The sequence below is a fragment of the Chryseobacterium sp. ON_d1 genome (assembly GCF_006829085.1).
Taxonomy (GTDB): domain Bacteria; phylum Bacteroidota; class Bacteroidia; order Flavobacteriales; family Weeksellaceae; genus Chryseobacterium.
On record NZ_BJTC01000004.1, the window covers coordinates 1 to 23,038 of the forward strand.

The window sequence follows — 23,038 nt, forward strand, 5'->3', positions numbered from 1 at the left end:
AATAACTCATGTTTTTTCGAGGGTATAGTCCCGAGATTCCGTACTTGTTATAAAAACCAATCCACTTGCGCAGATTGCTTTCATTAAATCCTTTCTCTGTTGCTATAGATTTAATTGAACAATGAGAATTTTTGTGAAGATTAATACATTCTAGCTTGAAAGCAACGCTAAATTTTTCTTTTCTATACATAAAAAAATGCCCCTAAAAAGTGTCTAACTTTTTGGGGGCAGTCCACAATCTGTGGGATTTTTTATATTTTATGCATTATGCGGCTTATTTCACCTCAACAAAATTGTCTGTCATATTTATATCTGCAATTCTCTGGCTGAAATCTATTCCCAGAACAGATAGCTGAGATTTTGTGTAAGGAATGGTAAGTGTGTATTCTTTCTGAGTCCATGGCCAGTAAGGCATTGTTTTGAAATCACCGTAAATATCCTTTTCTTTCCATGTATGAGTCATATTCAATGGGATCTGATACGTAACAATTTTCTTATCTGCTGTCATCACTCCAAAATCAATTGGCATTGGCACCTGACCATTATTAACTAAGGTAATGGTTGTAGACTTGGCATCATATTTTACATCCTTAATACCGTAATCGATGGTTTTTGTCGTATTGATCCAGTAATTGTGGAACCATTTCAGATCCATCCCGGAAACTTTCTGTGCAATATGAAGAAAATCTCTGTCTGAAGGATGTTTCATACTCCACTGGTCATAATATTGCTTTAGGGTTTCTGCAAGATTCTGCTCTCCCATAATATATCCAAGCTGCACCAGGTATAACTCTCCTTTCACATATGATGCATACGTATAGGATGTACCGTTATCGTGGTGATCTCCCAACCAGACAGCCGGCTCTTCAATTCCTTTTTTGACAAATTTTCTGTAGGCATCTAATCTTTCAACAAAAGGATTCGGCAGATCTTCCGGGAATAACTGATACATGGTATATCCTTCTGCATAGCTTGTAAAACCTTCATCCATCCATGGGCGTACAGATTCGTTAGTAGCAAGCATCTGCTGATACCATGAGTGGGATCCTTCATGAGCCATCAAGCCCATTAAATCCTTAACGTTTTTAGCTTCCCCTAAAATCATGGTACACATTCCGTACTCCATGCCGCCGTCTCCTCCCTGAATAAATGCGTAGGTTGGATATACATATTTTCCAAAGTGAGCATTCATGATCTGGAAATACTTCGTGATATAAGGCTGCGCCTCACCCCAGGCTTTCGTTTTATCATTTTTCTGATAAACGAGATATACTTTTGGACCTTCCGGAACATTGAAGCTTTCCACAGAATAATCTCTGTCTGCACTCCATGCAAAATCAAGAATGTTTTTTGCCGTCCATTTCCAGACTGCCTTTTTGTCTTTTTCTGTTTTTATCTTAGCATTAGCATCATAGCCTTTTACTTCTTCCGGATTCTCAAGAATACCTCCTGCACCCACTACATAATCCTTATTGATTTTAATGGTAACATCAAAATCTGAGAATGGTGCATGAAATTCTCTCCCGATATAATCAAAAGTGGCCCAGCCGTCATAATCGTATTCTGCAATTTTCGGATACCATTGCGTCATCGTCATATCCACTCCTTCCTTATTATTTCTTCCGCTTCTTCTGATCTGCTGAGGAATCACCGAATCCCAATCCATTGTAAACGTAGTCGTAGAATTCGGTTTGATAGGTTCAGCCAGATACACTTTCATAATGGTTTCCTGAACTTCAAATTTCAGATCTTTCCCATTCTGTTTAATCCAGTGGATATTCTGAGCGCCTTCCTGATCTTTTGGAATAGAAGCAAGTCTTGAAATACCATCTTTCTGCAGTCTTGAGTCTCCATTTTTCCCCTGGGAAGCCACTCTCTGATCCATCATGGAATTAGGTTTGTAAGCATTCCAGTATAGGTGAAAATAAACCACATTCAGCTCATCCGGTGAGTTGTTGGTATATTCTATTGTTTGTTTTCCCTGATAGGTAAATTTTTCAGCATTGACATCAATATCCATCTTGTACTTCGCAGCCTGCTGATAATAAGCTCCTTGCTGAGCCTGAAATTGTGAAATGATAAACGCAAAAATGATTGCAGCCGATTTTCTCATTTAAAATTTTATTTTTTCTAAAGGTAGGTAATTTAAATAAGAACCTCAAATAGGAGTTATTTTGAGATTTCATTCTGTTTATAATGGTTTTAGATAGATTTTAACCTGGATTGTTAAATTCTTTTTTGAGTTTTCTTGAAATATCCTTGTCAAGGTTTTGAACCTTGACAAGGATAAACGATTCCCTGCTTTTCAAAGATGTTATACCTATTTTCAGCCATTTTTTAACAGCTTTTTGATCAGAGTAATCTGCCCCAGGTGATAATAGCTGTGTTCGATCATTCCATCAATATTTCTCCGGTAGGTTCCATACTTTTCATCAACAAAAACCTCATCGAGTTTAGAATCAGGTATCTGTTCCAGCAATGTTGCAAATTTTTCGGAATCTGTCCAGAGTTTATTCAACAGACCCTCCCATTGTTCCTGTGATTCTATGGGTGGAAGATCAAAACTGAATTTATCTTTAATCTCAAGAGCTCCTCCTTCAAAGACATTAATAATCCCTGCAATATAATAATCAATATGAAAAGTAAGCATTGCGATCGTATTCAGAGAATCAATTTTTGCTACTGCCTGTTCCCAGCTTACATCTGAAAGCTGATCTTTAAAATTGGTATTGGCGATCCAGAGACCATCCAGCAGAACTTCTCTGAATCTTTTTGATAATTGTGATACTGAACTCATAAGTTAATATTTTTATTTTCTAAGATACACAATAAAAAGCCTCAGGTACAAAATGTACTGAGGCTGATATTATACTATTGAATTACAATTATTTTTTAGTCGAAGCTTCTTTTTTTCCGCTTCTTAAAATCTTCTCAAGGATTCTTAAAGTAATCAGATAGGTTGGTTTCACACCTGTAAGACCCAAACCGCCTGAAGATAATGTACTTCCTGTTTCCAGCGGGTTATCTGATGCATAATAAGCATAACATACGAACAGATCCGGTGAAATATGATGCCTGATCTTGGAAGCTACCTGAATGGCTTTCTGATAATGCGCTCCTTCCATTTCAAGACCGATTGCCTTCCAAGAAGTGTTCATAAAGTAAGAAAGAATGTCCTTGTTCTGAAGGGAAGTTCCCAGAACCGTAATCATTGGTCCTTCGAAAGCTTTCAGTTCATCATCGATGAAATCTTCCAGCTTTAATGCATTTTCAAAAGGATAGTTGTCTGCAGTTCCTTCAAAAATATGAGAAGTAGGGATCATGATATCTCCTTTCGCTCCGGTAAGAATACCTGCTTTTCCCATGATGGAAACGGATTTTACATGCATCATGTATACTTCACCTTTGTGTTCAAAAGGTCTCAGCAGTTCATCCATCACCTCGAAAGCCTGTTCTCCGAAAGCATAATCAAAAACCATGACCACATCATCTCCTGAGAACTTGATATCTGCAAACGGAGTATTCTTCAGATCTGTTTTGCTGAGGTCTATGATCTGAACGTCAATATTACTTCCACTCTTGTCCGCAATATGGATCATTCCTTCATCCAAAGCATATTTTAAAACTTTATCACGAAGTTCTTTCTTGTTTGAAATCTCTTCATACAGTTTATAATCAACTTCATGATGCTGTTTCTTTTTAAGTGCATGATTCGCATACAGCATATTTTTCACTGAATGCATATTGGCAGAAATAATATGCAGGGGACGCATGTGAAGGTTATTTTCAAACAAAACCTCTTTCACTTTGTTGGCCCATTTCTCACCAAAATAATGGTGACCCACTCTCTCTTTCAATATAGAGCTGAAATAAATTTCTCTTTCTCTGCTTCCTTTTGCATCTTCAAGACTTACTTTTCCAAGATTGTAAATGATTTTAAACAGACGGTCAGGATTATGGTCATCACCGAAAGTATTATAAGCTCTTAAAGTTTCATCAAAAGATCTTCCTATTAAAGAAGAAAGATGAATAAGTGCCACCTCTTTTTCCTTTCTGCTGAATTTCTTTTCACCCTTCACCACTTCTTCAATTATTTTGAAAGCACGGGTCGGTTTCCAGTTTTCATCCTGGATGAATGCCAGGTTACGGATTTTATCAGCTTCTATAAACAGGAATGTCAGGTGGGTAAGAATGTCATAAATTTCAGAACGGCCCAAAAGAACCTCAATATTCATCTGGTGTTCGTCTATTCTATAACAGTTTCTTCTTCTTTTCTTTGGAACAATAGGTTCGAAACTTCCTTTATCAAACCCTTCATCAGATGTAAGATGAATAAAAGCACATTCCTCAATCCCTTCCGGAAGCCTGTCCAAAACATACATCAAACCGTCCAATTCCAATTTGCTTGGGATATTCATGGTTCCATAAATCTCCGGATTGATGGTTTTCAACAAACTTCTGATACTCTCTCCTGAAACTCCTCCCGGCTTGAAAAACCCTCTATAAAATAAATGTCTCATAGAAATGTATAGTCTTTCAATAGCCTCTGTTGTTTCTCTTGCTCTAGAATTTGTCATAAAATAAATTTCACACAAATATACAAAATCTTTGCCCACTTTATTTTAACTGTCTTTTAATAAGTAGCTTAATGCATCAGCATTATTGTTAATGGTACAGTAAGACGTATTTTTACTTTACACCGTATAAAAACAGGCTGGGGATCTCATGTCTCAAACATTAAATCACAAAATACCCCTGTTAAAAAACACCAAACAATTGTTTAAATTGTATAAAATTTCAAACCACCCCTTAAATTTTTAGGGTTAAAATATTTTGAATTCATTTTTTTTGTAAATTTGCCCTGTAAAAAATCAACCCATTTATGTCAACCTTAAGATTCAAAGCGTTAGAAACCCTACCATTTAAGGATTTCAGAAGAGATAACTCTATTGAAGTTCCTGTAAAGTTATCAGAATTATTCTGCCAAAATGTTTTCTCAGAAGAAACAATGAGAGAATATTTAACGAAAGAAGCATTCCAGTCTATTATGGATGCGGTAAAAAAAGGGACTAAAATCCAGAGACACATTGCAGACCAGGTAGCTGTAGCAATGAAAGACTGGGCAATGAGCAAAGGAGTAACTCATTATACACACTGGTTTCAGCCTTTGACAGGGACAACTGCAGAAAAGCACGATTCTTTCTTCACTCCTATCGAAGGAGGCAGAGCTATTGAAAGATTCAGCGGAAACTTATTGATTCAGCAGGAACCGGATGCATCTTCTTTCCCGAACGGAGGAATCAGAAACACTTTCGAAGCCAGAGGTTATACCGCATGGGATCCTACATCTCCGGCTTTCATCATGGGAACTACATTATGTATCCCATCTATCTTCATCTCTTATACCGGAGAAACTTTAGATTATAAAGCTCCTCTTTTAAGAGCTTTGAATGCTGTAGATGAAGCGGCGACCAATGTAATGCAGTATTTTGACAAAAACGTAACAAAAGTAACTCCTACTTTAGGTTGGGAGCAAGAATATTTCCTGGTAGATTCAGCATTATACCAGTCTCGTCCGGATCTTGTATTAACAGGTAAAACTTTGCTTGGACATTCTCCTGCAAAAGGACAGCAGCTGGATGACCACTATTTCGGTTCAATTCCTACAAGAGTAATGAACTTTATGAAAGAGTTGGAAATAGAATGTATGAAATTGGGTATTCCTGTAACCACAAGACACAACGAGGTAGCTCCAAACCAATTTGAGCTGGCTCCAATGTTCGAGGAAGTAAACGTTGCTGTAGACCACAACTCTTTGTTGATGGACATCATGGCAAGAATTGCTCACAGACACCATTTCCACATTTTGTTCCACGAAAAACCATTCGCAGGAGTAAACGGAAGCGGAAAACACAACAACTGGTCTCTAGCTACTGATACTGGTGAAAACCTTTTAAGCCCAGGAAAAAATCCTAAGAAAAACCTACAGTTCTTAACATTCTTCGTGAATACAATTAAGGCTGTTCATGAATATGCTGATCTTTTAAGAGCAAGTATCGCTTCTGCAAGCAATGACCACAGATTGGGTGCCAACGAAGCTCCACCGGCAATTATTTCCGTATTCATCGGAAGCCAGCTGTTCAGCGTGTTGGAAGAACTTGAAAAAGTAACTGAAGGGAAACTTTCACCGGACGAAAAAACAGATTTAAAATTAAATGTTGTTGGAAAAATCCCTGAAATCCTGTTGGATAATACTGACAGAAACAGGACTTCTCCATTTGCATTTACAGGAAATAAATTCGAGATCAGAGCGGTAGGTTCTGCTGCGAACTGTGCAGAATCTATGACGGTAATGAATACGATCGCAGCAAAACAATTAAATGATTTCAAAAAAGAAGTAGATGCTTTAATTGAAACGGGGCTTAAGAAAGACGAAGCTATCTTTAATGTATTGAGAGAATACATCAAGCAGTGTAAAAACATTATGTTTGAAGGAGACGGATATTCTGATGACTGGGCGAAAGAGGCTAAGAAAAGAGGATTGAACAACCTTAAAACAACTCCTGAAGCATTAAAGCAGGAAATGGACAAAAAATTCCTTGCCCTTTATGAAGAAATGGGAATTTTCAACCACAGAGAAGTAGAGGCAAGAAACGAAATCAAATTAGAAAAATATTCTACTGTTATTGATATTGAAGCAAGAGTTTTAAGTGATATTGCAAGAAACCATATCATTCCATCTGCTTTAAACTATCAGAACAGATTAATTGAAAACGTAAAAGGCCTTAAAGATATCTTTGGCGATAAAGAATTCAAACCATTGGCAAAAGAGCAGATGAGTTTAATTACAAGCATTTCTGAAAATGTTTCTAAAATTAAGCTTGGTGTTGAAGATCTTATCAAAGCCAGAGAAGCAGCAAAAGGTATAACCAACAGCCAAAAACAGGCAGAAAGCTACTGCAATAAAGTAAAGCCATTATTTGATCCGATCAGAGAAGCTTCTGATGCGTTGGAAATGATGGTTGACGATGAGCTTTGGCCAATGACAAAATACAGAGAAATGTTGTTCACAAAATAACACCTGTAAAGTTCCATATTAGTTTAAATTCCCCGTAAATCGGGGAATTTTTTATTTAGATTAAAATACTAATAGACAAAGACTTCCAGAACTTCAAAATTCATACAGAATTTAATTTTACCTTTGCTTTCATTATGAAAATCCTGATCATAGAAGACAACAAAGAACTTGCCCAAAGTATGAGATATTATCTTGAAGGCGAGAACTACATCTGTGAATGCGCTTACCACTACCACGAAGCCCTGGAAAAACTCAGCTTCAATTCGTATGACTGTATTCTATTGGATATCATGTTGCCCGACGGAAACGGATTAAACATTTTGAATTATATTAAAACCGAAAAAATCGGCAGTGGAATTCTCATTATTTCTGCAAAAAATGCCTTAGATGATAAAATCAACGGGCTGGAACGCGGCGCAGACGATTATATCACAAAACCCTTCCATTTACCGGAATTACACGCCAGATTAAGAGCCGTCTACCGAAGGAAAAAAATGGATGGCTATAGTGAAGTCAAATTCAATGAAATCATTTTAAACACTGATACCTACGAAGTTGTTATTAACGAAACAAGGTTAGAAGTCACCCAAAAAGAATTTGAACTGTTGCTGTATTTTCTCGTCAACAAAAACCGTGTATTATCAAAACAGTCTATTGCCAATCATCTCTGGGGTGATTATACTGATAATTTAGCTAATTTTGACTTTGTTTATCAGCATGTTAAAAATCTCAGAAAAAAAATTGGCGCTGCTCAGGGAAAAGACTATATCGAAACCATTTACGGGTTAGGCTACAAGTTTAATGCTTTAAAATATAACGGTTCATGAATTTATTGAATAAAATATCTGTCTGGTTTATCGCCATTGTATTGCTGGTCACCCCCGTAAGCATGTATATATCATATACCGGCATCAAAAAAAGACTTGATAATGTTGAGATAGAAAGACTGAAATCCGTTAACAGTTATGTTATCAGCCAGCTCCGGAAAGGAGAAACTCCGGCAAAAACCTCACAGGGACTGCCTATTACCATAAGCCCCTTTCAAGGAAAAAATATTCCTTCAGAACCGCAAATTATTCACACATGTCTTGAAGATCAGGGAGTTTCCAGAAATGAATGTAAAATCCAGATCAACTCTTTCGCAGACATTGACAGCAAAATCTATAAAATTTCTTCATACGCCTACATCACAGCCACAAAAGAAATCATGGGAGGCATGCTGATTGCCCTTTTCTGGAAACTTTTATTAATCACAGCCGTTGTTTTTATTACCGCTCGTATTTTGTCTAAATTTATATTAAAACCTTTTCATCACGCAATTGACCGACTTCAGAAATTCAGCATCCAGAAAAAAGAAAGGCTTGACCTTTTACCCACAAGCACAAAAGAGTTTAAAAAATTAAATGAATTTCTGAAAACAATGACAGACAAAGCCCTGGAGGACTATGCTTCTGTGAAAGAATTTTCCGAAAATGCCTCGCATGAAGTCCAGACGCCTTTGGCCATCATCCAAAGTAAAATTGAGTTACTGGCAGAAACAGAGATCAATGAAAACCAAGCAGTTTTATTAACCGACATTCAAAACTCCATCGATAAATTAAGCAGAATAAACCGCTCATTAATCCTGCTGACAAAACTCAACAACAACGAATTCCCCACCCATGAGGAACTAAAATTCTGCCGTGTGGAAAGAGAAGCTTTATGCATGTATTCCGATCATTTAGCCTTAAAGAACATTACTTTAAACAGAAATTGCGAAAAGAATGTTTACATTAAAATCCACCCTACTTTAGCAGAAATTCTATTGAGCAATCTTCTCTCCAATGCCATTCGCCACAATCTTGAGGGTGGAAAAATTGAAATTAATTTAACCCGGAATTATTTTCAGATCAACAACACCGGTCTGCCTCCCCACGTTCCCACCCAGGAACTATTTAAAAGATTCAAGAAAAGCAATCAGGCACAGGAAAGCATTGGGCTCGGACTTTCCATTGTCAAACAGATCTGCGAGGTAAATGATTTTGCAGTTCATTATGATTTTGCAGATGGATGGCACAGTATCACGGTATATTTTGACGGCAACAATATGCATGCAGCTTCAATTTCTGAAAAAACATCAGCCGAAAATACCACCGCTTTTGAACCCATAGAACAGATGGTAAATTTTGCTAAATAATTAGGTATCGATATCAATTTTTCAACTTCAAATTTGCTTCAAAATGTATTTTTTACTTTGAAAAAAGAAAAATACGTTAGATGCTTTCAAGAATTTTTATTCTCGCCTTATCATCCGTTTTTTTTGTCAACACAGCAAAAGCACAGGAAGTCCTCACATTGCAATCTGCACTGGAAACTGCTGTTCAAAATTACGGAACCATCAAAGCCAAAGAATCTTACCGGCTGTCATCACAGGAATCGATAGAACTGGCAAAACGGCAATATTTGCCTAATCTTAACATCAGTCTGCAGCAGGATTACGGAACCGTCAACGGACAAAACGGTCCTTTGTATGGATTCGGAGGATATGGAGTCGCTTCATCCGGACTCCCGCTTCCGGATCAAAACTGGAACGCTTCTTTTGGAGCTTTATATTTAGCGAATATCAATTGGGAATTTTTCTCTTTCGGAAAAGCAAAACAAAGAGTAAAAGTCGCAGAATCCAAGAATCAGAGAGATACCCGGGACTTATCCGATGAAATCTTTCAGCATAAAGTCAAAGTTGCTGCCGCATACCTGAATGTTTTAGCGGCAAAAAAATTGAAGCAGTCTTATGCCCGCAATCTCGGAAGGACCGATACCATCAGAAGAATTGTTGAAGTAAAAGAAAGAAACGGTCTCGTTGCCGGGGTTGATCTATCCCTAGCAAAGGCAGATTATGCCAATGCTATGATTACGTATACCAAAGCAAAAGACAACGAACAGGAACAGGAAAATAAACTGGCTCAGCTGCTGGGAATCCCGGCACAGGAATTCGTTTTGGACAGTACCTTACTGAAAAGGATTCCGACCGATTTTCCCAATCAAAATATTTCTTCTTTGGAAAGCCATCCATTGCTGGCTTTATATAAAAGCAGAATCAACGTAAGCGAACAGGAAAAGCAATTTCTGAAAACACAGTACTATCCGTCATTTTCCATGGTGGGCATTTTCCAGACAAGAGGTTCCGGGTTTGGAAGCGGCTATGCTCAAAATCAAAGTGATTATTCCACCTCGTACTGGGACGGAATTCATCCTACAAGAAGCAATTACCTGTTGGGGCTAGGCGTTTCATGGAATTTTACCCAGACATACAGGTTGTCAAAGGAAATCAGTGCTCAGGATTATATAAGCCAGGGGCTGAAACACGAATATGATCTTGCTGAGCAGCAATTAAAAGCCCAATTGGATTTATCTGAAAACAAATGGAAAAACGCCATAACGGTCTATGATCAGGTTCCCATTCAGCTTAAATCCGCAAATGACGCATACATCCAAAGGTCTGTTTTATATAAAAACGGACTGACTGATCTTGTGGATCTGTCTCAGGCCATTTATGCTTTGGTAAGAGCAGAAACCGACAGAGATATTGCCATCAGTAATGTATGGAATGCTTTATTATTGAAAGCAGCAGCACTCGGTGATTTCACTGTTTTTGAAAACGAACTGTAAGGTTAACATCAATTAAAATCAATAGTATTTCAATGAACTTAATAAGATTTGCATTAAGAAAACCCATTACGATTTTAGTGATCGTTGCCGGATTGTTTTTCTTCGGAATACGGTCTGTAAACTCCATTAAAGTCGACATTTTCCCCAAACTGGATCTACCGGTAATCTATGTTTCTCACCCTTTCAGCGGCTATACTCCGCAGCAGATGGAAGCATTCTTTGCCAAACAATACATCAATATTTTCCTTTTTGTAAATGGAATTAAAAGTATTGAAACCAAAAACATTCAGGGACTGACTTTAATGAAAATTAATTTCTATCCCGGAACCAACATGGCCCAGGCCGCAGCTGAGCTAAACTCATTCTCCACCAGGATTCAGGCAGCTTTCCCCCCGGGTTCCAACCCTCCTTTTATCATACGTTTTGATGCCTCCACACTTCCGGTCGGGCAGCTTGTTTTAAGCAGTGATAAAAGATCAAACAATGAACTGCTCGATCTTGCTAACGTATATGTCCGTTCTACATTTACTTCAATTCCGGGAATTGTTTCTTCACCCCCTTTTGGAGGAAATATCCGTACAGTTGTCATTAATGCCAATCCGGAATTACTTCGCCAGCATAATATGACACCGGATCAGCTTGTGGAAGCGTTGCGGCTGAACAACCAAACTGCACCTTCCGGAAATGTAAGAATAGGAGACAAATACTATATTACTCCTACCAACACGATGATTAAAAATGTAAAAGATTTCGAAAACATTCCTCTCTACAAAGGCAGTGTTCAGAATCTTTATTTAAAAGATGTTGCGACAGTAACAGATGGAGCAGACATGACCTCGGGTTATGCCTTGGTAAATGGCAGACGTTCAGTTTACCTGAGTATTGCCAAAAGCGCTGATGCTTCTACCTGGGACGTGGTTCAGAATCTTAAAAAACAATTGCCACAAATTCAGTCTAATCTTCCGGATGATGTGAAAGTAAGTTTTGAATTTGACCAATCCACTTATGTTATCAATTCCGTTAAAAGTTTATTGAGTGAAGGAACCATTGGAGCTGTTCTTACCGGATTGATGGTCATTTTATTCCTTGGGGATATCCGGGGGGCACTGATTGTGATTCTCACCATTCCCACATCCATCATTTCAGCGGTTTTATTTTTAAATCTTTTTGGGCAGACCATTAATATTATGACCTTAAGCGGACTTGCCCTCGCCATTGGAATTCTTGTCGATGAAAGTACCGTTACCATAGAAAACATTCACCAGCATCTGGATATGGGAAAACCAAAGTCCCTCGCCATCTGGGATGCGTGTAAAGAAATTGCCTTTCCCAAATTATTGATCTTATTCTGTATTCTTGCTGTTTTTGCACCTGCATTTACAATGGGAGGAATTCCCGGATCATTATTTCTACCTCTTGCCCTGGCGATTGGTTTCAGTATGATTGTTTCTTATTTTCTTGCCCAGACATTTGTTCCCATCATGGCCAACTGGATCATGAAAGTAAAGCATCATAAAGCAAAAGACGGCCATATTCTGACAGACTCTGAAGAGCTTCAGAAAGCAGAATTGAGTGATGAAAGTGATACTTGGAGTCAGAAAGAAATTCTATTGCAAAATGAAGACAGCAACCGCGACGGAAAAGTAAGTATGTTTGAAAAAATCAGGTTCCGTTACCTGAAGTTCTTAGACAGGATCATGCCCTACCGAAAAATATTAGTCTCAGCTTATATTATATTAATGATGGGAATGGTGGCTTTATTTTTAAACAGTATCGGACGGGATGTTTTACCTCAGGTGAACGGAAGCCAGTTTCAGGTAAGAATGCGTATTCCTGATGGAACAAGGATTGAAAAAACTGAGCTGCAGACATTGAAACTACTGGATGGCATTAAGGAAATTGTCGGAAAAGATAATGTTTCTATCACCTCTGCGTATGTAGGGACCCATCCCACTCTTTTCTCGGTAAGCCCTATTTACCTATGGATGGCAGGTTCACATGAAACCGTTTTACAGGTTGGTTTAAATGAAGAGTATCATACCAATATGGATGACCTGAAAGATAAAATCCGAGAGAAGGCTAAAAGCATTAATCCTGATATGAAATTATCTTTCGAACCGATTGAATTGACAGAAAAAATTCTAAGCCAGGGATCCCCTACTCCCATTGAAGTAAGACTATCAGGAAGGGATAAAAGTGTCAATGAAGCGTATGCAAAGAAAATCGAGGCTGAGCTTAAAAAAATCCCCTATCTGAGAGACGTTCAGATCGGGCAGTCCATAAAATACCCGGCGTTGGATATAACCGTTGATCGTATTCGCGCAGCTCAGCTGGGAATCGATATGTCTGATATTTCCCGCTCACTGGTAGCTTCCACCTCATCATCCCGATTTACTGAAAAAAATATCTGGACAGATGAAAAAGCAGGTTACAGCTACAATGTTCAGGTTCAGATCCCTGAAAACAAAATGAACAGCAAAGAAGAGATTGCAGGGATTCCTTTACAGAAAAACTCCAACAGACCTAACCTGGGTGATGTTGCAACGATTAAAAACAGTTATACATATGGAGAAACTGATAATCTGGGCGCAATGCCAACCCTTACTGTGACAGCAAATCTTAATCACACTGACTTAGGAACAGCTTCGGGAGATGTGCAAAAAGTCATTGATAATATGGGAGAACTTCCAAGAGGTCTTAACATTCAGCTGATAGGCTTAAGCCAGACTTTACATGAAACCTTAAGCAGCCTACAAAGCAGCCTGATTATAGCCATTGTAGTCATTTTTCTAATGCTGGCAGCCAACTTCCAGTCCTTCAAGGTATCAGGAGTGGTTTTGGTAACAGCTCCGGCAGTCTTGGTTGGATCTCTTGCTTTATTGATCATCAGCGGATCAACACTTAATCTTCAATCTTATATGGGAATTATTATGTCCGTCGGAGTTTCAATATCCAATGCGGTTTTATTAATTACCAATGCAGAGCAATTAAGAAAACACAACGGAGATGCTCTCCTGTCTGCAAGAGAAGCCGCTGCCCTGAGACTAAGACCAATCGTAATGACAGCCTTGGCCATGGTGGTGGGAATGATCCCAATGGCATTAGGACTGGGAGAAGCCGGAGATCAGGTTTCACCGTTGGGCAGAGCTGTAATCGGCGGTTTGGTTGCCTCTACATTTGCTGCTCTTTTCATCCTTCCACTAGCCTTTGCATGGGGACAGGGAAAAGCAACAACGCAAAGCGTTTCTCTTGATCCTGAAGATGAAGAAAGCATTCACTTTATGCCTGAAATTGTAAAATAAATTACCTTAAGCTATTAAAAATAAAATATGAACCCATTATATAAATATTTAATTCCGGCAATACTGATTTTCAGTCTTCACAGTTGTGGCCATGAGGAGAAAAAAGAAACTAAAAAATCTGCAGAACCTTCTTCACCAGATATTGAATCCGTACATCCTACACAAGCAGATTTTTCATCTTCAACGACAATTCCGGGAGAATTACAACCCTATCAGAAAGTGGATATCTATGCCAAGATAAGCAGCTTTGTTAAAAAACTGTATGTAGATGTAGGAAACGAGGTAAAAGCAGGTCAGTTGCTGGCGACCTTAGAAGCTCCCGAAATTAATTCTCAGCAAAGTGCTGCATCATCAGCTTTAAAATCAAAAGAAGCCCTGTATATTGCCAGCAAAGCAAAGTATGACCGTCTAAAAGAGACAAGCAGGACTCCAGGTACAATTTCAGCGCTGGATCTGGAACAGGCTTTAGCTGCCCAAAAATCAGATCTGGCACAGCTTGAAGCCGCACGGGCTTCATACCGTGAAGTTGCAGATGTTAAAAATTACCTACAGATAAGAGCTCCTTTCAGTGGAAATATTGCAATGAGAAATGTGAGTGCCGGAGCTTATGTAGGACCATCAGGAAAAGGTTCGGATCTGCCGATGTTCAGTCTTGTACAACAGGACAGACTGCGTTTGGTCGTAAATGTTCCGGAATCTTACACCGGGTTGTTAAACAGAAACGGAGAAATTAAATTTTCAATTCAGTCAATTCCCGGAGAAACATTCACAGCCAGGGTATCAAGATTTGCCGGAGCTCTCGATAACAAACTACGCTCCCAATGGGTAGAGATGGACGTTTACAATAAAGAAAAAAGACTGCTTCCCGGAATGGTAGCCAATGTAATTCTCCCTTTAAATGAAAATAATAAATCGTTATCTGTTCCCTCTTCCGCTGTATTGAATTCAACCCTAGGAGTATTCGTCATCAGAGTAGATAAAAATAAAGCCCACTGGATACCGGTTACTTCGGGAATTGCTAATGGAGAAATGACAACAATCATTGGCCAGATATCTCCAAAAGATATAATTGTTAAGAATGCATCAGAAGAAATTCGTGATGGGCAGAATATTAGAGTTAAACTGCCAAAATAAGCTTATAATCATTGATTTATTAACAAAAATTATAATCCTTCCTTTTGATACAAAAATTAAAAAAATACCGTTACTCAGGATAAAATGAAATGATTTTGTTAAAGAGTCTTAATAAAAAAAACCGCACACTGACCAAAAATAGGCTGTTGCGGTTTATTTTTCTTTAACATATGTAAATAATATGTTAAATAGTGTTAAAATAAGATCCTGATAATTATCATAACAGGGGTCTTTTGCTCGGAATCTCTACTTTTGTAATGCTTTTGAAAATAAATATTCCTTTTTTAACACGGTTAATCAAATATATATGAAGAAAAGAGTTTTGTTTTATTTAGTTGCTATAGTTACTACAGTTTCAATGCAATCGTGTGCTACTAATTATGTGGTTTCAAAACCAGCAACTTACACAAAAGAATACAAAACAGATGCCAAACTAGCTTCTATAGATAACAAAAAAATGGAGCAGGATAAGCAGAGACTTATTGACTCTTTCCTTGCAGAAAAGGCAGCATCTATAGCCAATGCTAAAAAAGCAATTAAGAATTCTGAGATTGCCAAAGCAATCAAACATAATAAAACCATTGATGGTATCCTTGAAGAAGCTGAAACATACCTTGGAACTCCTTACAGATATGGAGGGACTACAAGAAACGGTATAGATTGTTCAGCTTTTGTTCTTTCTGTATTCGGAGCAGCAGCAGGTCTTAGCTTACCAAGAGTAGCCGCATCTCAGGCTCAGGAAGGAGAAAGAGTAGAAAGAGGAGAACTACAGAAGGGAGATCTTATTTTCTTTTCTCATGGAAGAAGAATTTCTCACGTAGGTATTGTAGAAAGTGTTTCTGAAGATGGTGAGATCAAATTTATTCACGCAGCAACATCAAAAGGAGTAATGATTTCTTCACTGAATGATTCTTATTGGGGACCTAAATTCAGATTTGCCAAAAGAGTAATCAACGAAGAAGGAGAAGCTTACAATAACTTAGCCGCTGTTACTCCAGCTACACCAGCAAATTTTTAATTTTATAAATAATTGATTTAAATAATGAAGCCATCAGAATTCCTGATGGCTTTTTTATGTGATATTTACGATAAATGCAGACTAAAGCCAATGGAATATGCATTTAAAAGAAAACACGTGAAAACTCCGCTCCTATTGATTCAATATTATATTTGTATATCAACGCACCGAATAGCCATTAGTTCTCAACTGTTCTTATCAATTTCAATATCCAGTTTATACAAGAGTCCATAGATTTCGGAAAGCGAAAATTTAGCTTTTTTAAGCCTGTTTAAAGCCGGATCTATTGAATAGTTAACAGAAGTCCTGAAATCTGTTTTTTCAAGGTTTGTACCCTCGAAAACAGCACCCGACAGATCACAGTTACTGAAGACAGCACTTGATACATCACATTCAGTGAAATCCACTTCAATTAATTTAGAATCTTTGAAAACCGTTTTCTTAATGGATGTCTGGTAGAAAACGGAATTATTTAAAGCACTTCCTTCAAATCTGAAGGATAATCCAAACGCATTACAGTCACTGAACTGAAGCCCGAACATTTTACATTCTCTGAAAATCACCTCACGAAAAGCAGTTTTTACAATTTTTGCCATGCTGAGGTTACAGCCAATAAATTCACAATCTGTAAAGCTAAAGCCAGACAGGTCTGCATACTCAAAATTACAGTTACTGAACGTACAGTTTTCGTATTCACTTTTTTCTAAAGAATGCTGTGCAAAATCTTTGTTCTCGAAATTTTCGTCTGAGAAATAGAATTGTTTCATAAAAAATGTGTTGATGAAGTCGATTTAGAAAACGAATGATCAGCAGAACAATGATAAACTTCCATCATCCAGCTTCCAACCTCCCTCTTTTACACCAAACTATTCTTATCCGAATAATTAAGCTTAAAGAAGATAAAAGTCATCATCGAGAAAGCCAGTAAAGAACTTCCACCATAACTGAAATATGGAAGCGGGATTCCAACCGTAGGGAAAAGCCCCATAACCATCCCTAAATTGATCGAAAAGTGCATCAGCAGGATCGAGGCAAAGCAATAGCCGAATACCCGGTTAAATGTGGACTTCTGCTTCTCTGCCAGATAATATATCCTCCCGATATAAACCATATAGCATAAGATAAGAATTGCACTTCCTAAAAAGCCCCACTCTTCTCCTACTGTGCAGAAAATATAATCCGTTTCCTGTTCCGGCACGAATTTACCCTGGGTAACTGATCCCTCACGGTATCCTTTTCCCCAAAGTCCTCCTGATCCGATGGCTGTTTTAGAATATAGCAGGTTATATCCTGAAGTATCTCTGAACGCCTTCTCACCCTTGTAAAGGACCTCAATTCTTTCTCTCTGGTGTTTAGGCAGCTTTTCTAAAATATAAGGAGACCCGAAAGCTAATCCGCATAGCAAAAGAACAGATCCGGCGATTCCTGAAATAGAAATCACATCCCAGGACATTCTATGATAATTCATAGCAATCAGAATACCGGCAATGACTAAAACCGCTACCGCTACGTAAACCGGAGGGATAGCCAATGAAATCAGAAAAACGCCTGCAAAAATAAATCCTATCCCAAACAAAAGTCCGCTTAGTCCCTCCCTGTATAAAGCAATAAAGAATGCGATAAATACAAGCATGGAACCTACATCCGGAATAGCGAGAACAACCGCTGCAGGAATTCCTATAATTGCAAGGGCCGTCCACAGAGACTTTTTATTTTTAAGATTAAAATCCGGACTTGAAACATAATTAGCCACCATTAACGCTGTTCCGATTTTGGCAAACTCAACAGGCTGCATGGTAAAACTACCAAACTTATACCAGTTCTTTTGTCCGAGGATTTCTTTTCCAAAGGGGAAAAGACCTACCAGCAGCAAAACACCCCCGATATAAATAATCCCCGCCATATTTTCAAAGAACTTACTTCTCCCTACAAATATAACAAGACCTACAAATAAAGAAATACAGAAGAAAACCAACTGTTTCTCTCCCAGTTTCTGGTCAACACTGTAGATATTTGCAATCGCAAAAATGCAAAGCAGGAAATACAGCCCAAGACCCAGTTTATCTATTCCTTCTGTCCATTTCATGGCTTCACCGTTTTTTTTGCAGTATTATTCTTTTTAGCTTCCTCGTCTATTTTCTTTTGCAGTTTTGCCTTTTGTTGTTTTACCAGCTCCAGGCTATCCTTAATCCTTTTTTGTTTAATGGAATCAGGTTTAGGATCTACATACAGTCCTTTACGTTTCAAATCTGCAATCCATTGCCTTTTATATTCAGGCATGAAACTGGAGGTGATCATTTTTTTATAAAGATTTTCTCTTTTCAAATCACCGGTAATATATTTTTCAGCAATCACTGTACAGGCCGGGCCTGCCCAGGTAGCACCAAATCCTGCGTGTTCCATCACTGCCACTACAACAATTTTAGGTTTTTCTGCAGGAGCAATCAGTACAAAAATTGAGTTATCTTTTCCTTGCGGCACCTGTGCAGTACCAGTTTTAGCCAACTGTGTAAAGTCGTTGGATTTCAAACCCCGGGCCGTACCTCTCAAAACCACAGCCTCCATTCCTTTCAGAACAGGTTCAAAATGTTTAGGGTCAACCAAGGTTTTATGTTTTACTTTGAATCTTGGATCAGGATTAGGCTTTCCATCAATTGCTTTTACGATATGAGGAGTGTAATACCATCCTCGGTTAGCAATAGCTGCTACATAATTGGCCAACTGAATAGGAGTTACCAATACATCTCCCTGTCCCATTCCATTATAAATAGCACCGGTTGACATCTCATCCCAGTTTTTGAAATCGGTTCTCTGAGAACCGCTTGCTTTCATGATGGCTTTAAATCTTCTTTCGTAAAAATCTCCTGATGGGATTCTTCCCCTTGCTCCAACAGCAAAATCATTATTCAAAAACTCTCCGACTCCAAAACTGCTCATGATCTTTTTCCATTCATCAACACCTTTTGAAGGGTTTCCAGGGTATTTTTTGATAATCGCAATAAAAGCATAGGTAAAGAAGCAGTTACTTGAAACCTGAATAGAAGGAATCAACGGATCTGCTCCACCATGGCCTTTAATTCTTTTACCTTTATAGAAAAACCCTCCTCCACAGGGGAAAATAGTCTTTTCATCCATTACTCCCATCTGCATTGCCGCTAAGGCAGTCAACAGTTTAAAAGTTGATCCAGGAGGATATCCTGCCTGTAATGCACGGTCAAAAGTGGGTTTATTTTCGTAAAGCGTATCTTTTGACAGGGCATATAAATTTTTAGATTTATTGGGTCCGGTGAAAAGGTGCGGATCAATATCCGGCCCGGTGGCAGAAACCAATACTTCTCCGTTATTCGGATCCAAAGCTACAATTGCTCCGTGTTTGTTGACAAGCATTTCTTCAGCGGTTCTCTGAAGATCGTAATCAATCGTTAATGTAATATCTTTACCTGTAATAACATCCTTATCCAAGGCGCCATTCTTATAGGAACCAATATTTCGGAGCCTGATATCTTTCTGGATATATTTTACTCCTTTTATTCCGCGAAGTTCTTTTTCGTAAGATTTTTCAACACCTGTTTTTCCGATGAAATCACCAGGTAAATAATAAGTAGAATCTTTTTTAATATCTCTTTCGTTCACCTCACTGGTATATCCCAAAAGATTTCCGGATGTGGAAACTTCATACTGACGCTGAGGTCTTGATACAATGTTGAATGCGGGATACTTAAAAATAATCTCCTGTACCCTTGCAATATCCTCCCTGCTGAGATCTTTGATAAAAGTCATCGGGGTCAGCTTAGAATAATACTTCTCTTTTTTGATAACATTGATTCTATTGATAAAATCCTGTTTTGTAATTTTCATTAAGCTGCAAAAAGCAAGGGTATCAAAGTCAGGCTTCATCAAAGCCTGGGTAAACGAAATTTCATAGGCAGGCTGGTTACCTACCATGATTTTACCGTTTCTGTCAAAAATCACCCCACGCTGAGGAATGATATACTCTGTCTTAATGGAAGTATTGGCAGCATTCAAGGCATAACGGTCTGTGAACAGCTGCAAATAGGCAAGCCTCGCCACAAAAATAAGGGCGATGGTAACGAGAATGGAAAAAATTTTTAAATAACGTGTGTTCAAACTTTTTGTTTGATTTTAAATATTAATGCGTAGATGACTATAAAGATAAATGAAATTACACTTGTTACCAACACATTAAATAATATTTCAAAAAATCTGCTGAACTTAAAGAATTCAATATATTGAACTAAAAGCTGATGCAGAAAAATACTTGAAAATAAAAACAGTAAAAACTGTGCCCACTGAAGGGACTGAAAAGAGAAAAAGTCTGTAGATGTATCTGTGGACGTCCTGAAGATCAACGTTCTGAAATAAGCAATTAAAGTTGTTGCAAATGCATTGATTCCCCACGAATAAAGAAAACCATCAACAGATAATCCTATTAAAAAGCTCAATGCCAGGAACTGAAATTTATTTCTGAAAAATGGATAGAACATGACAAACACAGGATATAATACCGGAGTATATTTCCCGAAAAGTGTAATCCTGTTCAGTACAAAAATCTGTAATGCAACAAGAAAGATCATGATCAATATATCGGTAAATAAAGTTCTGCTAATCATTTTCTTTTTTTATTACAGCCTGCATAGTGTCCTGAATCTTCTGTACTTCTGCTTTCTTAAGATTCTTCACTACATACACTTTATTCAACGCTCCCATTTTTTCACTCAGCTCAACGGAAATATCCCAGAAGCCGGTTTTGTTATCTACAGAGTAACCTGCAATGGTACCAATGGTCACTCCTTTAGGGAAAATAGCAGACTTACCATCTGTCACTACCGTATCCCCTATTTTTAATGCAACATATTTCGGAATATCTGCCAGGTGCATCACCCTTGAGTTATCCCCGTTCCATGTTAAAGTACCAAAATACCCTGAATTTTTTAGTGCCGCATTAATTCTGATCTTATTGACACTCAATACGGACTGAACTAATGCATAACTGTCTGTAGAATTGATTACAATTCCCGCAATACCTCTCGGCGCCATGACTCCCATCTGAGGAAAGACTCCGTCTCTGCGGCCACGGTTGATTGTAAAATAGTTGTTTCTTCTGTTGATGCTGTTGAAGACAATCTCTCCATCAACAAAAGTATAGATCTGCCCACCACCAATGGTATCATGAACTCTTTTGAAGACAGGATTCTTAGTCCCGTCTTTTCCATAGAGATCAGTCATAAGGGCTTTATTCTGAGCCACAAGATCCTCATTGATCTGTTTTAGCTTCAGATAGGAAACTCCTTCATCAATATATCCGGACACCCAGGAATTGAATGCAGCCGTTTGGCCTGCAATCCAGGATCTCTGCATGGCATTTCTGGAGAATATCAAAACCAGAGCAATAATTTGCAGGAATATAAAGAAGACGAAAAGAGTATTCTTCGAAAATAATCTCAGCAAAAATCCCATTCAGATATACAGTCGTAAAAGTTAAAATTATTTAATTAAGAAATTGAACTTATCCATATTCTTAAGTGCAATACCTGTTCCGCGAACTACAGCTCTCAACGGATCTTCAGCAACGAATACCGGAAGACCTGTTTTTTTGTGAATTCTGTCCGCAAGACCTCTTAATAAAGCACCTCCTCCGGCAAGATAAATACCTGTTTTGTAAATATCAGCTGCTAATTCCGGTGGCGTAAGAGAAAGGGTTTCCATTACAGCATCTTCGATTCTGATGATCGATTTGTCTAATGCACGTGCAATCTCTTTGTATCCAACCATAATTTCTTTAGGCTTACCCGTGATAAGGTCTCTACCTTGTACCGGGATGTCCTCGATATCTACGTCAAGATCCTCTACAGCAGAACCTACTTCAATCTTGATTCTTTCTGCTGTTCTTTCTCCGATATAAAGGTTATGGTGAGTTCTTAAGTAATATGCAATATCATTGGTAAACACGTCTCCGGCAATCTTTACAGATTTATCGCATACGATACCTCCCAGAGCTACCACAGCAATCTCAGTAGTACCTCCACCTATATCGATGATCATATTTCCTTCAGGTTTTTGTACGTCAATTCCTACCCCGATAGCAGCTGCCATTGGTTCATAGATCAATCTTACTTCTTTCGCGTTTACTTTCTGAGCAGAGTCTCTTACCGCTCTTTTTTCAACTTCAGTAATACCAGAAGGGATACAGATTACAATTCGTAATGCCGGCTGAATGAATTTACCTTTGATTCCGGGAATTTTTTTAATAAATTCCTTGATCATGTGCTCAGAAGCATGGAAATCAGCAATAACCCCGTCTTTCAAAGGACGGATGGTCTTGATATCCTCGTGAGTTTTACCCTGCATATGCTTGGCCTGCTCTCCCACGGCAATCGGCTTACCCGATGAACGTTCAATTGCAACAATTGAAGGTTGATCTATAACAATTTTATTATTATGGATGATTAGGGTATTAGCAGTTCCAAGGTCTATCGCAATTTCTTGCGTAAACATATCAAATAAACTCATATTTTTCTTCTGATTTTAAGTTTACAAAGATATAAATTTAACACTACTAAAGAAATTTCCCACCAACTTAATTTGGTTAAAATTTTATTAAAATTTATAATTCTTTATTAACTTTCAGTCTAGATATTTACAGACTTTGATTTCAACTAAAATTCATGGAGTGTTAAAAGGGTTAAAAAGCGAAATAGCAAAAGGGTAAAAGACTAAGAAAGCACAACAATGAAGACAAAATAAAACTTGAAAACAGTAAAAACTTTTTATACAATATGCAATTTGCTGTTTTACAGTTTTTCCTTTTGCGGCATTCACTTTTATAGTTTTTTACGA

At 38.0% G+C, this 23,038-nt stretch carries 17 protein-coding genes; 7 read left to right on the plus strand and 10 right to left on the minus strand.

Annotation, left to right across the window (positions count from 1 at the left end):
- The 4 genes from CRS_RS24805 to CRS_RS07220 all read right to left on the minus strand — a co-directional run.
- Positions 1-190 (minus strand): helix-turn-helix domain-containing protein (locus tag CRS_RS24805; protein ID WP_142722049.1); only part of this gene is annotated, 190 nt, incomplete at its 3' end.
- 84 nt (positions 191-274) lie between these two features.
- Positions 275-2,113: a M1 family metallopeptidase gene (locus CRS_RS07210; protein WP_142723394.1), complete on the minus strand. Its 1,839-nt coding sequence runs from the start codon at positions 2,111-2,113 to the stop codon at positions 275-277.
- Between the two features lie 213 nt (positions 2,114-2,326).
- Positions 2,327-2,797, minus strand: a complete 471-nt coding sequence (locus CRS_RS07215) for a DinB family protein (protein ID WP_142723395.1) — start codon at positions 2,795-2,797, stop codon at positions 2,327-2,329.
- Positions 2,798-2,885: 88 nt separating this feature from the next.
- Complete coding sequence (locus tag CRS_RS07220) at positions 2,886-4,577, minus strand: hypothetical protein (RefSeq protein WP_142723396.1); 1,692 nt, start codon at positions 4,575-4,577, stop codon at positions 2,886-2,888.
- 305 nt (positions 4,578-4,882) lie between these two features.
- Here CRS_RS07220 and CRS_RS07225 point away from each other — a divergent pair, with 305 nt between their 5' ends.
- The 7 genes from CRS_RS07225 (at position 4,883) to CRS_RS07255 (ending at position 16,180) form a co-directional block, all read left to right on the plus strand.
- Positions 4,883-7,078 carry a glutamine synthetase III gene (locus CRS_RS07225; RefSeq protein ID WP_142723397.1) on the plus strand — a complete coding sequence of 732 codons (2,196 nt, stop codon included), beginning with the start codon at positions 4,883-4,885 and terminating at the stop codon, positions 7,076-7,078.
- Between the two features lie 134 nt (positions 7,079-7,212).
- Positions 7,213-7,905: a response regulator transcription factor gene (locus CRS_RS07230; RefSeq protein ID WP_142723398.1), complete on the plus strand. Its 693-nt coding sequence runs from the start codon at positions 7,213-7,215 to the stop codon at positions 7,903-7,905.
- Positions 7,902-9,254 carry a HAMP domain-containing sensor histidine kinase gene (locus CRS_RS07235; RefSeq protein WP_142723399.1) on the plus strand — a complete coding sequence of 451 codons (1,353 nt, stop codon included), beginning with the start codon at positions 7,902-7,904 and terminating at the stop codon, positions 9,252-9,254. The genes CRS_RS07230 and CRS_RS07235 overlap by 4 nt, the downstream gene beginning before the upstream one ends.
- A gap of 80 nt (positions 9,255-9,334) precedes the next feature.
- Entirely contained in the window at positions 9,335-10,726 is a 1,392-nt protein-coding gene (locus CRS_RS07240) for a TolC family protein (RefSeq protein ID WP_142723400.1), read from the plus strand.
- A gap of 32 nt (positions 10,727-10,758) precedes the next feature.
- Positions 10,759-14,028 carry an efflux RND transporter permease subunit gene (locus CRS_RS07245; RefSeq protein ID WP_142723401.1) on the plus strand — a complete coding sequence of 1,090 codons (3,270 nt, stop codon included), beginning with the start codon at positions 10,759-10,761 and terminating at the stop codon, positions 14,026-14,028.
- A gap of 27 nt (positions 14,029-14,055) precedes the next feature.
- Positions 14,056-15,162, plus strand: coding sequence for an efflux RND transporter periplasmic adaptor subunit (locus tag CRS_RS07250; protein ID WP_142723402.1), 1,107 nt, complete (start codon positions 14,056-14,058; stop codon positions 15,160-15,162).
- 307 nt (positions 15,163-15,469) lie between these two features.
- Positions 15,470-16,180 carry a C40 family peptidase gene (locus CRS_RS07255; protein WP_142723403.1) on the plus strand — a complete coding sequence of 237 codons (711 nt, stop codon included), beginning with the start codon at positions 15,470-15,472 and terminating at the stop codon, positions 16,178-16,180.
- A 185-nt stretch (positions 16,181-16,365) separates the two neighbouring features.
- On the opposite strand, the gene CRS_RS07260 is transcribed toward CRS_RS07255, so the two are convergent.
- From CRS_RS07260 to CRS_RS07285, 6 genes are all read right to left on the minus strand, one after another.
- Positions 16,366-16,947, minus strand: a complete 582-nt coding sequence (locus CRS_RS07260; protein WP_142723404.1) for a pentapeptide repeat-containing protein — start codon at positions 16,945-16,947, stop codon at positions 16,366-16,368.
- An 89-nt stretch (positions 16,948-17,036) separates the two neighbouring features.
- Entirely contained in the window at positions 17,037-18,266 is a 1,230-nt protein-coding gene (gene rodA / locus CRS_RS07265; RefSeq protein WP_142723405.1) for a rod shape-determining protein RodA, read from the minus strand.
- Positions 18,263-20,308 (minus strand): penicillin-binding protein 2, encoded by a 2,046-nt coding sequence (locus CRS_RS07270; RefSeq protein WP_142723406.1) that lies wholly within the window; start codon positions 20,306-20,308, stop codon positions 18,263-18,265. Before CRS_RS07270 ends, rodA begins: the two co-directional genes overlap by 4 nt.
- The gene (locus CRS_RS07275) at positions 20,305-20,811 is read right to left on the minus strand and encodes a rod shape-determining protein MreD (RefSeq protein ID WP_142723407.1); all 507 of its coding nucleotides are present in this window, start codon (positions 20,809-20,811) and stop codon (positions 20,305-20,307) included. The genes CRS_RS07270 and CRS_RS07275 overlap by 4 nt, the downstream gene beginning before the upstream one ends.
- On the minus strand, positions 20,804-21,658 hold the full coding sequence (gene mreC, locus CRS_RS07280) for a rod shape-determining protein MreC (RefSeq protein WP_142723408.1): 855 nt from the start codon (positions 21,656-21,658) through the stop codon (positions 20,804-20,806). Before mreC ends, CRS_RS07275 begins: the two co-directional genes overlap by 8 nt.
- 27 nt (positions 21,659-21,685) lie before the next feature.
- Positions 21,686-22,711 (minus strand): rod shape-determining protein, encoded by a 1,026-nt coding sequence (locus tag CRS_RS07285; RefSeq protein WP_002982450.1) that lies wholly within the window; start codon positions 22,709-22,711, stop codon positions 21,686-21,688.
- Positions 22,712-23,038: the final 327 nt, after the last annotated feature.

Bases quoted from the DNA above. Each gene is read 5' to 3' on its own strand.
- rodA (WP_142723405.1), bottom strand. From the start codon at position 18,266: ATGAAATGGACAGAAGGAATAGATAAACTGGGTCTTGGGCTGTATTTC.
- CRS_RS07235 (WP_142723399.1), top strand. From the start codon at position 7,902: ATGAATTTATTGAATAAAATATCTGTCTGGTTTATCGCCATTGTATTG.
- CRS_RS07240 (WP_142723400.1), top strand. From the start codon at position 9,335: ATGCTTTCAAGAATTTTTATTCTCGCCTTATCATCCGTTTTTTTTGTC.
- CRS_RS07225 (WP_142723397.1), top strand. From the start codon at position 4,883: ATGTCAACCTTAAGATTCAAAGCGTTAGAAACCCTACCATTTAAGGAT.
- CRS_RS07220 (WP_142723396.1), bottom strand. From the start codon at position 4,577: ATGACAAATTCTAGAGCAAGAGAAACAACAGAGGCTATTGAAAGACTA.
- CRS_RS07285 (WP_002982450.1), bottom strand. From the start codon at position 22,711: ATGAGTTTATTTGATATGTTTACGCAAGAAATTGCGATAGACCTTGGA.
- mreC (WP_142723408.1), bottom strand. From the start codon at position 21,658: ATGGGATTTTTGCTGAGATTATTTTCGAAGAATACTCTTTTCGTCTTC.
- CRS_RS07260 (WP_142723404.1), bottom strand. From the start codon at position 16,947: ATGAAACAATTCTATTTCTCAGACGAAAATTTCGAGAACAAAGATTTT.
- CRS_RS07230 (WP_142723398.1), top strand. From the start codon at position 7,213: ATGAAAATCCTGATCATAGAAGACAACAAAGAACTTGCCCAAAGTATG.
- CRS_RS07250 (WP_142723402.1), top strand. From the start codon at position 14,056: ATGAACCCATTATATAAATATTTAATTCCGGCAATACTGATTTTCAGT.
- CRS_RS07215 (WP_142723395.1), bottom strand. From the start codon at position 2,797: ATGAGTTCAGTATCACAATTATCAAAAAGATTCAGAGAAGTTCTGCTG.
- CRS_RS07255 (WP_142723403.1), top strand. From the start codon at position 15,470: ATGAAGAAAAGAGTTTTGTTTTATTTAGTTGCTATAGTTACTACAGTT.
- CRS_RS07275 (WP_142723407.1), bottom strand. From the start codon at position 20,811: ATGATTAGCAGAACTTTATTTACCGATATATTGATCATGATCTTTCTT.
- CRS_RS07245 (WP_142723401.1), top strand. From the start codon at position 10,759: ATGAACTTAATAAGATTTGCATTAAGAAAACCCATTACGATTTTAGTG.
- CRS_RS07210 (WP_142723394.1), bottom strand. From the start codon at position 2,113: ATGAGAAAATCGGCTGCAATCATTTTTGCGTTTATCATTTCACAATTT.